This is a genomic window from Kribbella orskensis (assembly GCF_004342085.1).
Lineage (GTDB): Bacteria > Actinomycetota > Actinomycetes > Propionibacteriales > Kribbellaceae > Kribbella > Kribbella orskensis.
In genome coordinates this window covers 1-13,672 of sequence record NZ_SLWM01000004.1, presented here as the reverse complement: position 1 = coordinate 13,672, position 13,672 = coordinate 1, and the positions used below count along the sequence as shown (strand labels likewise).

Here is a 13,672-nt window from a genome sequence, read left to right as displayed (position 1 = left end):
TCACGTTGCATCGGTAGACGACAAGGAGGATGAGTTGATGAGCGTGCACGTGATCGTGTTGCCCGGCGGGGGATACGCGGCGCACACGCCGCACGAGGCGGCGCCGATCGTCGACTGGCTCACCGGCCTGGGTCTGGAGTCGAGTGTGTTCCGGTACCCGCTGGAGTTCCGGCATCCGATACCGCTCGATGCGCTGCGGGCCGAAATCCGCGGCCGGCGAGAGGCCGGTGCCGACCGGATCGGGCTGGTGGGATTCTCGGCAGGCGGTCATCTCGCCGGACTGGCGGCGCTGGCACCGGGTTCAGGTCGAGCCGAGCTGGTCGACTTCGCTGTACTCGGTTACTCGATCACCTCGATGGAGACCGAGACCTACCGCCCGTCACGGCTCATCCTGCTCGGCGAGGATGCGTCGCCCGACCTGCGCCGGGCGACCTCCTTGGATGCGCTGGTGAACCCGTCGGCACCGCCGTTCTTTCTGTGGCACACCGCGGAGGACATCTGGGTGCCCCCGGAGCACACCTATCGTTTCGCCACGGCGCTGGCCGCGTACGGCGCGCCGCATACGGTGCACGTGTTTGCGCACGGCCCACACAGTCTTGGCCTGGCCGAGGGCGCCGGAGACGCCTCGAGGTGGACCACGCTTGCGGCCTCCTGGATCGCTGAGCAGCTCGACGCTGACAACTAGGAGCTGGTCAGGAAGGCGTCGACGTCGTCGGCGAACTCGAGGTGGTGCTGGAAGAGGAAGCCGTGGGCGGAGTCGGGGTAGATCTTGAGCCGCGCGTGCGGAATGAGCCCGGCCAAGAGGTAGGAGTAGTGCGGCAGGATCATCGGGTCGCTGTCGCCGTTGGTGACGAAGACGGGCATCTTGATCGTGCCTACACGTTCGAGCAGTGCGTGGTTCGGAATACCCCAGTCGCAGACGGCGTCGTACTGCGCGACCCGGGTCGCCCAGGTTGTCTGGTCGTCGCGATCGGAGGTGCGTGTCGCCATCCGGCCGAAGGCCTGCATCCCGGCTGTGCGGCTCGTCTCCGAGGGTGCGAAGAAGACGCCGAGAACCCCTTCGGGGTTGGGTTGCGGCCGGCCCACCGCACCGATCACCGCGGGATCCCAGCCGTGCATGCCGGCCGCGCCCTGTGGCGCCGACGAGGCCAGGACGAGCCGTCGTACGACGTCCGGCCGGATCAGGGCGATCTCCTGGGCGACGAAGCTGCCGAGCGAGAACCCGAGCAGGTCGATCTGCTCGAAGCCCAGCGCGTCGAGGAAGGCCAGCGCGTCGTGCGCCATCTCGGCGACGGTGTGCGGTGTCGTGCCGGTCGACGCGCCGACGCCGCGGTTGTCGAACGCGACCACTCGCCGATCGGTCGCGAGCGCGTCGACGAGCGCGGGATCCCAGTTGTCGAGGTTGCCGCGGAAATGCTGCAGCAGGATCAGGGGTACGGCGCCGTCGCCGGTCTCACGATAGGCGTACTCGACGTCGTTGTCCGCGCTGGTCCGCTGGGTCGAGGTCTCGGTGTACGCGGTCATGTGGTCACCCCTGGGGCCGTTGGGAGTCGGCGGCGAACGTCAGTGTGAACTGGTTGCCCAGGTCTGGCCAGCATCTTCGCGACGATCTCCTGAGCGGAGTCGCTGACCTCGACGATCTCGTCGAAGTCCCTGATGTATTGACGCGACTCGTCCAACACCCTCGCGGCAACGTCATCGGGAGCGTCCGGGTCCTTGTGCCCGGCGATCACGGTTTCCGGCCGCAGCCGCTCGATCGCGTTGAGCGACTCGATCCACGCCGCGCGGGCCTTCGGATCGGATCCGGCCAACCACATGTGGACGCGGTTGTAAGCGACATCTCCCGCCACGACCGCGTCAAGCTCAGGGACATGGACGACGGTCGACTGCTCCACATCACTTTGACCGACGAGCAGACACTTCAGCGACTGTCCTTCGACTTGCAGTTCATCGCCCAGCAGCGCAGTCGGAGTGACGGGATGGTCCGCGATCTGGCCAGGAAAGAACGAGTGCCACCGCGCCAGCGCCTCGGGGTCGGCCTGTTCTGCAGCCGGGCGTACCACGTCTGCATGGGTCACCAGCCGCGCGTAGGGGAAGCCCTCGAGAACGGGCCCAAGACCGAAGAAATGGTCAGCGTGCGCATGCGTGACATAGGCCGCGGTCAACACCTTGAGAGCCATCGATCCCGGCATGTACACGCCTCCCTCGAGGTACGTCGGCGCCCTGTTCGGCGAGCGCGAAACGGCGCCCGTCACTTCTCCGATCATGGTCGCGCCGGCCCACCCGCACCATCACCTGAACGGGTGACACCCTGTCGGGCCACAGCTGGAGCTGTGCCGCACCTCTGGTGCCGGGCATTTCGAGACGGCGCGATTCCGGAATGTGCAGCCAGGCCCAGATCGAGCCCGGCTGTTCACACCACCCGGATGAAGCCGCTTCACGTCGTCTTTGCCACCGTCGTCGAATCGTTTGGGACGGAGTGGGGCCGATGGTCGATGCGACGTACGCGCTTCGCGTGGCGGGTGCCGTACCGGACGAAGACCTTCGAGATGTGGGCGCCGTGACACTGGCGGTCGACCGGGTGACCACCATCCTCTACATCATCCCCGATCAGTCGGCGCTTTGTGGCCTGCTGTCACGACTCCGGGCGCTGGGTATCGAAGTCGTCGAGGTTCACCTAGTCCCGGACACGACGACGTTGGCATCGACCGAACGGAGCGCCGTCGAGCCTCGAGAGGGTGGCGATGAGAGCACGTTGAATGCCACCGGGCTCGAGGTACCAGGTGATCGTGGGCGCGCCCAGGCTGCGATCGCAGGGATCTGTGTCGGCCCGTCAGTGCACAACGCGATCTTGCGACTGTCTGTGACTCCGGCTTCACCGTTCCTGGCGGGTGCCTTGATCATTCAGGCTGATCACCTCGGCGTCGGTGCCTCCCGTGGTCGGGAAGTCGGCGATCGTGACGAATCCACCGCCGCGCCACTCGTAGGTCTGGGAGATCAGTGACGGCCTCGGATCGGCCGGAGTGCCGAGGATGAGGTTCACCCGGATCAGGTAGGTCCGCCCGTCCTTCTCGACCACTCGGAGCTCGCGGGTCCCGAGGCCGTCGAGGTTGCCCGTGGCAACCCGACGGCTAGGCGGATCGCGGATGCATCGTAGATCTTCACGCCTGCCGCCGCGGAACGCTGCGCAGGCTACCTGTCGCAACCATCGTGACATCGCCGCCGACCGTGACACGCTCGACTGTGCGGCTGGGAGCCGAGTTGGTGGTTGATTCCTGCATTGTGGTTCTCCCCGCCAAGTGCGGCGACAACGGACCGAGACCAGAACTGAGATCGGACCGGCGAGTGGTCCGTCATTCGACCTTTCGCGGGTTCCGGTGGGATCATCGGTCGATCGGCACCGCCTGACCAGTGACTCGCACCCGCGCGTCGACGGGGTCCACCTCGATCGTCAGATCGCTCGGGCGGCCCATATCCTCACCTTGGCGAATGGCGATCGTGGCCGCCTCCTTTACCTGGCCGATCGTTCGCAGGTAGCCACCGAGTGCAGCAGCGGCCGCTCCGGTGGCCGGGTCCTCCACGACACCGCCGACCGGGAAGGGGTTACGTGCGTGGAACAGGTCCGGCGTCTCTCGCCACACCAGCTGCACCGTAACCCAATCGTGAATCCGCATCACCTCGGCGAGGCCGTCGAAATCATAGGTCAGGTCAGCCAACCGGGCGCGGGAGGCGGCGGCCAGGACGAGGTGCTCGTTCCCGCCGAATGCTACGTGCGGCGGCAACGCCGGGTCGAGATCGTCACGCTCCCAGCCCAGGGCGCTGAGCGCAGCATCCAGTTCGGCGTCCACGGCTGGGCGTGAGCGGGTGGGAACGCTGGTAAGAGTCGCTCGAGCCGTGCCCGCGCTGCTGACTGCAGTCGCCACCCGGATCTCTCCCGCAGGCGTATCGAAGGCCAACTCGCCGGAGCCGATGCGCTCGGCAAGGGCCACTGCTGTCGCGACGGTGACGTGGCCACAGAACGCGACCTCGGCAAGAGGGCTGAAGTAACGCAGCCGGAAGCGCCGATGTTCGTCGTCCCGCGCGGTGACGAAAGCGGTCTCGGAGTAACCCAGTTCGGCGGCGATGGCGAGCATCTGAGATTCGTCCAGGCCGGTGGCGTCGAGAACGACACCTGCGGGGTTCCCACCCGCCGGATCGGAGGTGAACGCCGCGTAGCGCAGGATTTCTGTGGTGTTCTCACGGTTCATGAGTTCCACTGTCCCGCACATCAACTATCAAGACCAACGATTGATTCTGATAGCGGCCATCGATATTTCCGATGGCTCCCGTATGCTCGACAGGTGGACACTCGACTGCTGCATACCTTCACAACGCTGGCCAGAACCGAGAGCTTCACCGCCGCTGCTGCCGAGCTGCACCTTGCCCAGTCCACGGTCACAGTGCAGATCCGGACACTGGAGAAGGAGTTGGGCACCCGGCTCTTCGACCGATTGGCGAGAGGCACGGTGATCACAGAGGCCGGTCGGCGGCTGCTGGATCAGGCTGAAGGTGTGCTGGACGCGGAGTTACGACTGCGCACAGCGGCTGCGACCGCCGGTCCGCCGTGCGGGCGGGTCGTCGTTGGTGCAGGCGAGACGCTGTGCGCCGCGCGTCTGCCGGGTGTCATCGCGGACTTGCGCCGGATCCACCCTGACGTGGAGGTCGATCTGGAGGCGGCGGGGACTTCGGCGGCCGTGGAAGGGCTGCGGACGGGGCGGCTTGACATCGCATTGTTGCTGGAGGAACGGGCCAATTTCCCCGACATCGTTGCCGAACGCATCGCCCATGAGGAGCTGGTTCTGGTCTGCGCCCCCGAACACCCGTTGGCCCGACGAGACAAGCCAGCCAGCTGGGGGGAATTAGCCAGGGAAGCCTTCTTCCTACACGAACAGGGCTGCTCCTATAGCGACCGGCTCGCTCGCGACCTGCTGTCTGTTCCTGGTGCGCGAACACGGTTGACGCGGTTCGGCAGCATCGAGGCCACCAGGTCCTGCGTGGCCGCCGGACTCGGCCTCACCCTGTTGCCGCGTGCAACCGTTGAGAGCCTGTTGCGCGAAGGTCGCCTGGCGATTGTCGCCGGCCCGCGGATTCCTGACGTGCCGGTGCAACTGGCACGTCACCGACGGCGCTGGGGCTCTCAAGCTGCCCATGCGGTCGTGGATGAGTTGGTGCGGCATTTTTCTCTGACGACCACGTCCAATGGCACGGTCTTTCAGTAGGCCGTCGATCGGTTACTCGGGAGTGAGTCCAGCAGGTTTGTGGAGGAGGAGTTCGTCAGGGGACGAGACGAGATCGTTGCCTTCCTCACCCAGAAGTGGCAGCGGGAGCACGACTATGCACTGCGGAAGAGTCTGTGGGCCTGGACCGCTGACCGGATCGCCGTGCGATTCCAATACGAGTGGCGCGACGAGTCGGGCCAGTGGTGGCGCAGCTACGGCAACGAGAACTGGGAGTTCGCGGCAGACGGGCTGATGCGCAGCCGCGAAGCCAGCATCAACGACATCGCGATCGACAGCGCCGACCGTCGTATCACCGGTGCACGTATGACGGCCGAGCGCGACGCCTCGATCCCGTTGCGATGAAGGAGTGAACTCCCGGGCGTGCACTCCGTGCGGCGGGTTCGTCGTCACCGGGCATCGATCCGGCACCGGCGCACAGGACTTCGACGTATTCCGCCTGGTCAGGCACACATTCGGGGTCGGTTAGCGCTGAACTGCCAGGTCATCAAGCCAGGCCCGATCACCGTCGGCGACCACGCCCGGTTCGTTCCAACCATCGAACGTCCGCAAGCTTCGGAGGCTGGATCACCGCCGTGGTGTGCCCGGTGACCCGACGCCCAGCGGCTATTCCCGCGCCCGGCTACATCCGGCTCACCGTCGACGGCACGCCGGTGGCCACGAACATCAAGGGCTGTGCCGCTGGCCAGGTGAGATCACGCCGTCGAGTGACGCGGCGGTCGCGAACATCACCGTGACGATTCCGAAGGGGGCGGGTCTGCACACGATCACCGCACGGGCAGAATCCCCGGCCGGGAACCTGTCGGCGTTAAGACGCACAACATTGGGCCCGATTCGATCATGCTCGGGCGATGTGAACCTTTCGTAGTGCTCGAGCCAGCCGCGCGGCTCCCTCCGTCAGGTCATCGAGTGGTGCGTGGCAGAAGGACAGCCGGATCGAGGTCGCGGTCTGTTCGGTGCAGAGCACGTCGGACGGCCGCGTGTAAAGCACGCCTGTGCGGTGGCATTCGACGTATAGCGTCTCCTCGTCGACAGGCTCGGTGAAACTCACCCACAGATGGTGGCCACCAGATGGTGCCGGATAGGTGTAGCGGCCGGGCATATGGTGCTCAAGCGCGTCCGACAGGATGGCCGCACGTCTCCTATATGTGCTGCGGGCTGACTGCAGGTGGTCGTCGTAGTCGCCGGAGGCGAGGAAGCCCGCCACTATTAACTGGGTCAGTACCGGAGTGTGGTAGTCGGCGGCCATCTTGCGTGCGGCGATGCGCCGAAGCGCCGGTCCGGAAGCGCTCGTCCACCCGATGCGTAACCCTCCCGCCACCGACTTCGACAGGGTGCCGACGTGGATCGTGTGGTCCGGGGCCAGATACCTCAATGAGGTTCCGGTCTCGCCGGTGAAGCCGAGGTCGGCGTAGGCGGCATCCTCGAGGACGAACATACCCCGCGTCTCGGCGAGTCGCGCGAGTTGTTGTCGTCGCGGGGCTGTGGTGCTCACCCCGGTGGGGTTGTGGTGATCGGGCTGCAGAACGCACAGCTTGACCTCCTTACGCCTCAGAACCCGTGCGAGCACATCCACTTGGAATCCCTCGCTGTCGACCGGAATACCTATGACCTGGGCTCCGCAGGAACGTACGGCGTCCAGTACCCCGGCGTAGGTCGGGCTCTCCACAGCGACCAGGTCCCCTGGCTCGACCACTGCTCTGAGTACGAGGTGCAGGCCCTGGGACGCGCCATTGGTCACGACCACGTCACGTGCGTGACGCACGGCGCCGGTCGCCTTCCAGCGTGCCGCGATCGCTTCCCGCAGGTCAGCCGCGCCGGCTGGGTCGCCGTAGTCCGTGATCTCGTCCATATGCTCGGCCAGCGCGACCTCCGCGTGCCGACGCAGGGCTTCGCGCGGCCGCAGTTCTGGTGCGGGCCACCCTAGGGCCAGCGACACCATGCCGGGCATCGCGCTGCGGGCTCTCGTGTCGTAATGGTGCTCGGCGAGCGGATTGCTGGGAGGGAGCACGCCGAATTGCCAGTCGGCTCCGGCCGGTGGATTCCCCGGCGTGGAGCGCCGCACGAAGGTGCCACTGCGCGGAACTGTGTAAACGTATCCACTCGCCGCCAGATCGCGCATTGCCCGGACCGCGGTCAGGTGGTTGACCCCTGCCACTGCAGCGATCTGCCGCGTCGAGGGCACCCGTGCCTCCGGCGGTAGCTCCCCGGCGTCGACAGCGCGGATGAACCGGTCCACGATCTGTCGCCGCAGAGAGCCTTTCTCGCGGTCCAGATCGCTCAGATCGACACTGTACGACATTGTTCCACCTCGAGGCCGCTCATACAGTCGAATCTGTACTATCTCATAGCACCCGAGGATCACCGTGAGCAGACAGTCGGACCCAACCGCGGCGCCGATGCGGGCCGAGGTCACCCGTGGCGACATCACCGCGGCCGAGCAGCGCATCCGCCCCTATATCCGGCACACGCCGCTTGAGCATTCACCCGAGCTGACGCGGCTGGTCGGCGCCGACGTCTACCTAAAGGTTGAGGCCCTTCAGGTAACTGGCAGTTTCAAGCCGCGGCTGTCGCTCAACGTGTTGCTGTCCATGTCGCCCGCCAGCCGCGCTCGTGGTGCTGTCGCGTCCACCGCGGGCGGGCATGGCATCGGCTTGGCGTACGCCGCCCAGCGGCTGGGCGTCGCCGCATGCATCTACCTGCCGCGTCACGCCGACCCGACCAAGATTGCCGCGATTCGCGCGCTCGGCGCCGATTTGGCGTTCACCGATTCGGTGGACCAGGCCCGGGCTGCGGCGCAGGAGCACGCGGCCAGGTCCGGCGCGAGGTTCGTGTCGGCCTACAACCACCCGTTGGTCATCGCGGGCGGCGGCACCGTGGGACTGGAGATAGGCCGCGACCTACCTGACGTGGACCTGGTCGTGCTCGGCATGGGTGGCGGCGGACTCGCCGCCGGCACCGGTATCGCGTTGTGCGACGAGGGAGCCGCGATCTGGGCTGTACAGCCCGCAGCGAGCCCTATCCTCAACACGTGGCTGCGCGCGGGTCGACCGGTCGAGGTGTCCGCCGCGCCCAGCATCGCCGATGGCTTGGGCGCGCACGTGGAAACAGGCACGATCACCTTCCCCCTAACCCAGCGCCATGTCTCGGTGACCAGCGAGGTCAGCGAGGACGATATTCGGGCCGCGATGCGTTGGCTGGCCGAGGCGCATCACCTGTACGTCGAGCCCTCGGCTGCAGCGCCTGTTGCGGCGCTCATCCGCCGACCTGACCTGGCATACGGCAGGTACAGCATTGTTGTGGTTCTGACCGGCCGCAATATCGCATTGAACCGTTGGCTAGAGCTGGTAAATGTGCCGTCCACCCATTCCTTGCTCCCGGGCATCGACCAGTGAGCGGCTGCCGCAGGGTCGGGATCCTTGGTGCGGGAGGAATTGGCGGGCTGCTGGCCACCACAGTGCAGGCGGCTGGACACGAGGTCGTGGTGGTCACGACAACGACTGGAGCAGCGGCACTCGCTGGTAGCGGATTCTCCTTGCACAGCGCTAGATTCGGCGTCCTGAGGGCTTCACCCGCGGTAGTCACCTCCCTCGACCGCCACGTGGACGTGCTGTTTGTGGCGGTCAAGGCACCCTCGCTATCAGCGGCGCTGGACAGTGTGGCGTCTCGTTGGCTGCATGGCACCGCAGTGGTGCCATTGCTCAACGGGGTCGACCACGTCGACCGGCTCCGGCATTGGGTGCCAGGCGCCGTTACGGTGCCGGCCACGATTAAGGCGGAGGCGACCCGGCACGCGCCCGGTTCGGTCTTGCACAACGGTTCGTCCGCCTTGGTCGAGCTGGCTCGCACGCCATGGACAGCTGCGGCGGCCGACACAGCCGGTGCGGTGCTGACCTCGGCCGGTTTCGAGGTGGGTTATCACACGGCCGAGGCGGTGGTGTTGTGGCGCAAGTTGACGTTCCTGGCGCCGCTGGCACTGGCGACCACTGTCGTGTTGGGCGATCTGGGCACGGTGCGTGCCGAGCGTTCAGGCCTGCTGGACTTGCTGGTCGACGACGTCTGCGCGATCGCCCGCGCTCATGGCCATGCGGATGCCGACCCGACAGCGGTGCGTCAGACCTTGGCCTCGCTCCCGCCAACGACGAGGTCGTCGCTGCTGCGGGACGTCGAAGCCGGACGCGTGAACGAGCTCGACGCGATCGGTGGAGCGCTCACCCGGCTGGCCAAGCGCGCGGACATCGCGGTTCCCACCCTGACGGCGGTCATGGCCGAACTCGAACAGCGAAGCGACAAGCGCCTTGTGTACCCCCAACAGGAACCAGGCGGCACGATCTGATCAGCCGGTCATGCCACCGGCATATTCCCCTGGCGACCCCGGACGCGACTGAGAAGGAGGCGGTGTGGCAGACGCTGGTGACGGAGCGCACGGTGCCGCTCGCTTCGGTCCACTCGGTTGCGGCGCTGTTCTGGACCGCCGGCCAGGACGAGTTGCTGAGGCCCTATGCGGAGGCGTATCTCGATCTCGTGCCGACCATCCACCGCGGTGGAGCCACGCCGGCGACGACATTCACCAGAAGCCTGTTCCACTGTTCGGTATCGACCTGACCTTCGTGGAACGAGCCGAAGCCCTGGCGGCACAGGCTGTTCCGGTCGTCCGCGCGAACCTCCTGGAGCGTGCTGATCGGATGGGCCGCATGCTGCGCTCTCGCGGCTGAAGTCTTTCTGGAGGGCCGCCCGCGGTCCCACCCCGGTAGCGCGTTAGAGCGAGGACTGGAGCGGCCAGTATCCGGTTTCCGCGGGACTCGTCGGCCGGGGCTTTCTGACGGTGGGGTCCTTGGAGTCGCGTTCACCAGCCCATCGTCCAAACATGTCTACTGATGTATCCGAGCTCTCGGCGATGGTTGTGGTGTGTTTGTGGCCTTCTGCAACTATTCCGATGCGGCAGCGGTCTACTCGAACGGCAACGCTCCTCCGACTGAGGGGCCGCTGTGTGTCACAACATTGACCCTTGACAATGGCGCATCGAGTCGTAGAGCATCCTTAGCTATATGGCTAACTCGCTATCTGATCGTTGCAAGGCAGTGTCGCACCCTGGCCGGTTGGACTTGTTGCGGTGGTTGAAGGATCCTGCCGCGCATTTCCCGCCACAGATCGACGGTGACCTCGTCGTCGACGGGGTGTGCGCGGTGTTTATCGCCCGGAAGTGGGGTGTCGCTCAACCAACGGCATCGCGACACCTGAAGCTGCTGACCGATGCTGGACTGATCGTGGCCACTCGCAAGAAGGGCTGGGTCTTCTACCGCCGCGATGAGCAGGCCTGCGCGGCGCTCAAATTCGACTTGGAGAAGAGCTTGTGACCACACCCTCGATGCAGGCCCTGAAGGCTGCATCTGCCGCAGCATCGGAGTACCTTCGCACCGTAGAGGCGCGGAGGGTCGCGCCCGAGCCGGATGCACTGGCGATGATGGCGCAGCTGACGCAGCCACTGGGAGAGGATCCAACGGATCCGGACGAGGTGGTTCGGGCGCTGCACGCTTATGGGTCGCCGGCGACGGTTGCCTCGGCTGGTGGGCGCTTCTTCGGACTGATTGTCGGCGGCACGCTGCCTGCCGCGCTGGGTGCCCGAGTGCTGGCCAGCGCCTGGGACCAGGTCGTTTTCAATGACGCGACCTCGCCTGTCGGCTGTGCACTGGAGCGGTGCGCAGGTCAGTGGGTGGTCGACTTGTTGGGCTTGCCACCGCAGTCGCACGTCAGCTTCGTCACCGGCGCGACAATGGGGAACTTTACTTGCTTGGCTGCGGCGCGGCAGCGGCTGCTCGCCCGTGCTGGCTACGACGTCACCGAGCGAGGCGTTTGGGATGCGCCCAGGCTGCGGGTGGTGGCATCCGACGAGATTCACGTCACGGTGCTCAAGGCCTTGACTCTACTGGGCTGGGGCACGACAACCATCGAGCGGATCCCGACCGACGATCAGGGAAGAGTGATCGCCGACCAGATGCCGGTTCTGGACCCCCAGACGATCGTCTGCCTGCAGGCTGGCAACGTCAACTCCGGGTCCTTCGACCCGTTCGAGGAGGTGTGCCGGCAGGCCAGGGCGGCGGGTGCCTGGGTGCACGTTGATGGGGCGTTCGGACTGTGGGCGGCGGCCTCGCCGGCGCGCCGAACGCTTACCGCAGGTCTGGATCAGGCCGACTCCTGGGTCGTCGATGGCCATAAGTGGCTCAACACGCCTTATGATTGTGGGCTTGCTATCGTCCGTGACCCTCAGCCGCTGCACGATGCGATGGCTACTCAGGCTCCCTACCTCAAGACCGGTGCAACCGTCGCCCCGAAGGACATGGGCCCGGAGTTTTCCCGATCAGCACGTGGCGTCGAGGTGTGGGCCGCGCTGCGTTCCCTGGGCCGTCGTGGCGTGGCCGACTTGGTCGAGAGTTCATGCTCTCATGCCAATACCCTGGCGCAGGGCCTTCGGGCACTTGGCTATGAGGTCGTGAACGACGTGGTGCTGAACCAGGTCGTCGCGCGCATAGGAACGGTTGATGACCACACCCGGATCGCCCAAGCGGCCCAGGAGTCGGGCGAGTGCTGGTTCGGCCAGACTACGTGGCGGGGGCAAAGCGCTATCAGGCTCTCAGTCGCCGGCTGGAGTACTTCCGAGCACGACATCCAGCGCACACTTGCGTCGATCGAGCAGGTGACGAAGGACGTGCTGTCGACCTCTTAGCCCGCCGTTCCAACAAGACATCGGGAGCTCTTGTCGGTGCGGCTCCGGCGCTGGAACTGATCGAGGAGATTGGGATAGCGGCCATCCACGAGCACAACGTGGGGCTGGCGAACGAGTTCCGCGCGGGTCTCGGAATGCCGCCGGGGGATTCGGCGATCGTCAGCACCAATGTCCCTGATGCGGAGCAGGCCTTCGAGGCCAGAGGCATCCGCGCTGCCGTCAGAGGCGGCAAGTTGCGGGCCTCGTTTCACGTGTACTCGACCAGCGCCGACGTCCAGCTCGCCCTGGATGCGTTGCGCGCCTGAAATATGCCCACCGCCGACTCGAGCGCCGGGTTGCCGTGACCATTGTGGGAACGGCACCCGCCTGAGCGCTCGGCGCGAACAGGCGCTCCGGTCGGCTGGTGATGCTGACTGTCTGGTAGAAGGTCGGGCTGACCTCCGTGTCGACTTCAGCTGTGCGAAGAACATCTTCCTCCTGGTCTGGGGTTGTAGATCATCGTGCCGAGCTGCGGTCGCACGCTGCGGCGGCGAGGGCCGCGGCGACGCCGAGTCATACAGCTGATCGGTCAGCGGCGCTCGGGGATGCCGCAAAGAGGTGCTCGTCGACGCTGGCAGGTGCGCCGTCCCGCACAGCCGATGCGGCGAGTGAACCGCCGTCGAACCCGCGCCGGCCAGCGATGTCAGTCCCCGTTTGGCTCTGGGGAGTTGGCTGCTGGGTAGTTGTCCATGAAGGTCCTCAGCACGGCCCCGCTGATATCACGGCAGAACTGCCGGTAGCCCTTCTGCGTCACAGGCGCGCCACCGCCCCAGTGGGTGAACGCGATGTTCTTCCCGGCTGGCCACGCGTCTCCACCGTCTTTCTCGCTGTAGGGGGCGGCAATGAACTTACCGACGTGAACCTTGGATCGGCTGAAAGCGTCGGACATCCTCTCGATCAACTCGACCTTGTTGACGTCGCCGGCGATCGTGTCGTTGTACCAGAGAATCGTGTAGCCGTGCTCCAGATTGTGGACAAGGTTGCCCATCGGGGGGCGGTCGTTGGCGGTGTAGAACTTCCGACTGAACGGCGCCCAGGTCAGGTAGTGCGGGCCTGACGAGGGTGGCGAGACTGTGTAGCTGATGTGCCCGTGGTCGGGCCGGTGGTCACCGCCGCCGACCGCGGCATCTTCGATGACGTCGCAGCATGCCGCCTGCGCAGCCGTTACGCCGATCTCGTCGAGACGGCTGCCTTGGGGGCTCAATTTCTGGACGAACTTGACAGCGGGATAAGCGATAATGCCAATGCCAACGATCAGGGACAGAGCCATGACGATGATCATGCGACGCCGATCGGCGTGGGGCTGGCTCCGCTGACTGAGGTGTCGGGTGCTCATCGCGGCACACCAATGGTCTCGGACATCATTCTCCCTGCCGTGACGAGTGAACCTTCCGACTACAACCACGGTTGTTGAGGACCGACGGTTCACTGCCTGTTCAAATCCCCCGGGTGGGAACAGTAGGTACGCGAGAATTCCGTCCGGCAGTGGGATGGAATGTCGGCCCAGCCGTAGGATGATTACCTCGCCCAGGCTTACCGGCTCTTCGGAATCAGGCGTGGTTCGGTGTTCGTCGATAGGGCCGGGTGCCGTCGGCGGCGAGCAGGATGCGTAGCCGGTAGTTGGTGAAGTTGC

At 65.8% G+C, this 13,672-nt stretch carries 15 protein-coding genes and 1 pseudogene; 10 read left to right on the top strand and 6 right to left on the bottom strand.

Annotated elements, in window-relative coordinates; translation table 11 throughout:
* The first annotated feature begins 37 nt into the window (after positions 1 to 37).
* Positions 38 to 685 carry an alpha/beta hydrolase gene (locus EV644_RS12355; RefSeq protein WP_132188387.1) on the top strand — a complete coding sequence of 216 codons (648 nt, stop codon included), beginning with the start codon at positions 38 to 40 and terminating at the stop codon, positions 683 to 685.
* On the opposite strand, the gene EV644_RS12350 is transcribed toward EV644_RS12355, so the two are convergent.
* Entirely contained in the window at positions 682 to 1,524 is an 843-nt protein-coding gene (locus EV644_RS12350; protein ID WP_132188386.1) for an alpha/beta fold hydrolase, read from the bottom strand. The genes EV644_RS12355 and EV644_RS12350 overlap by 4 nt on opposite strands.
* The gene (locus EV644_RS12345) at positions 1,521 to 2,192 is read right to left on the bottom strand and encodes an MBL fold metallo-hydrolase (protein ID WP_158292793.1); all 672 of its coding nucleotides are present in this window, start codon (positions 2,190 to 2,192) and stop codon (positions 1,521 to 1,523) included. The genes EV644_RS12350 and EV644_RS12345 overlap by 4 nt, the downstream gene beginning before the upstream one ends.
* A gap of 188 nt (positions 2,193 to 2,380) precedes the next feature.
* Here EV644_RS12345 and EV644_RS48275 point away from each other — a divergent pair.
* Positions 2,381 to 2,665 (top strand): annotated as a pseudogene (locus EV644_RS48275) (DUF8691 family protein); the annotation flags it as partial.
* A 210-nt stretch (positions 2,666 to 2,875) separates the two neighbouring features.
* Here the strand turns inward: EV644_RS48275 and EV644_RS12340 are convergent.
* A complete protein-coding gene (locus EV644_RS12340) occupies positions 2,876 to 3,079 on the bottom strand; it encodes a hypothetical protein (protein ID WP_132188384.1) in 204 nt (67 codons plus the stop codon).
* 304 nt (positions 3,080 to 3,383) lie between these two features.
* Positions 3,384 to 4,247: a PhzF family phenazine biosynthesis isomerase gene (locus EV644_RS12335; protein ID WP_132188383.1), complete on the bottom strand. Its 864-nt coding sequence runs from the start codon at positions 4,245 to 4,247 to the stop codon at positions 3,384 to 3,386.
* Between the two features lie 93 nt (positions 4,248 to 4,340).
* Between EV644_RS12335 and EV644_RS12330 the strand changes: the two genes are divergently transcribed.
* Complete coding sequence (locus EV644_RS12330) at positions 4,341 to 5,258, top strand: LysR family transcriptional regulator (RefSeq protein ID WP_132188382.1); 918 nt, start codon at positions 4,341 to 4,343, stop codon at positions 5,256 to 5,258.
* 39 nt (positions 5,259 to 5,297) lie between these two features.
* The gene (locus EV644_RS12325) at positions 5,298 to 5,621 is read left to right on the top strand and encodes a DUF1348 family protein (RefSeq protein ID WP_132188381.1); all 324 of its coding nucleotides are present in this window, start codon (positions 5,298 to 5,300) and stop codon (positions 5,619 to 5,621) included.
* 493 nt (positions 5,622 to 6,114) lie between these two features.
* Here EV644_RS12325 and EV644_RS12320 read toward each other — a convergent pair whose 3' ends face one another.
* Positions 6,115 to 7,578, bottom strand: a complete 1,464-nt coding sequence (locus tag EV644_RS12320; RefSeq protein WP_158292792.1) for an aminotransferase-like domain-containing protein — start codon at positions 7,576 to 7,578, stop codon at positions 6,115 to 6,117.
* Between the two features lie 64 nt (positions 7,579 to 7,642).
* On the opposite strand from EV644_RS12320, the gene EV644_RS12315 reads away from it, so the two are divergent.
* The 6 genes from EV644_RS12315 (at position 7,643) to EV644_RS12290 (ending at position 12,305) form a co-directional block, all read left to right on the top strand.
* On the top strand, positions 7,643 to 8,671 hold the full coding sequence (locus EV644_RS12315; RefSeq protein ID WP_158292791.1) for a threonine ammonia-lyase: 1,029 nt from the start codon (positions 7,643 to 7,645) through the stop codon (positions 8,669 to 8,671).
* Complete coding sequence (locus tag EV644_RS12310; RefSeq protein ID WP_158292790.1) at positions 8,668 to 9,612, top strand: ketopantoate reductase family protein; 945 nt, start codon at positions 8,668 to 8,670, stop codon at positions 9,610 to 9,612. The genes EV644_RS12315 and EV644_RS12310 overlap by 4 nt, the downstream gene beginning before the upstream one ends.
* Positions 9,613 to 9,674: 62 nt before the next feature.
* A complete protein-coding gene (locus EV644_RS12305; RefSeq protein ID WP_132188377.1) occupies positions 9,675 to 9,881 on the top strand; it encodes a hypothetical protein in 207 nt (68 codons plus the stop codon).
* A gap of 494 nt (positions 9,882 to 10,375) precedes the next feature.
* Positions 10,376 to 10,633 (top strand): ArsR/SmtB family transcription factor, encoded by a 258-nt coding sequence (locus EV644_RS12300; protein WP_199239775.1) that lies wholly within the window; start codon positions 10,376 to 10,378, stop codon positions 10,631 to 10,633.
* Positions 10,630 to 12,000, top strand: coding sequence for a pyridoxal phosphate-dependent decarboxylase family protein (locus EV644_RS12295; RefSeq protein WP_199239774.1), 1,371 nt, complete (start codon positions 10,630 to 10,632; stop codon positions 11,998 to 12,000). Before EV644_RS12300 ends, EV644_RS12295 begins: the two co-directional genes overlap by 4 nt.
* A gap of 98 nt (positions 12,001 to 12,098) precedes the next feature.
* Positions 12,099 to 12,305, top strand: a complete 207-nt coding sequence (locus tag EV644_RS12290; protein WP_199239773.1) for a hypothetical protein — start codon at positions 12,099 to 12,101, stop codon at positions 12,303 to 12,305.
* A 377-nt stretch (positions 12,306 to 12,682) separates the two neighbouring features.
* Here the strand turns inward: EV644_RS12290 and EV644_RS12285 are convergent, their stop codons facing one another.
* On the bottom strand, positions 12,683 to 13,321 hold the full coding sequence (locus tag EV644_RS12285; RefSeq protein WP_241998103.1) for a DUF3105 domain-containing protein: 639 nt from the start codon (positions 13,319 to 13,321) through the stop codon (positions 12,683 to 12,685).
* Positions 13,322 to 13,672: the final 351 nt, after the last annotated feature.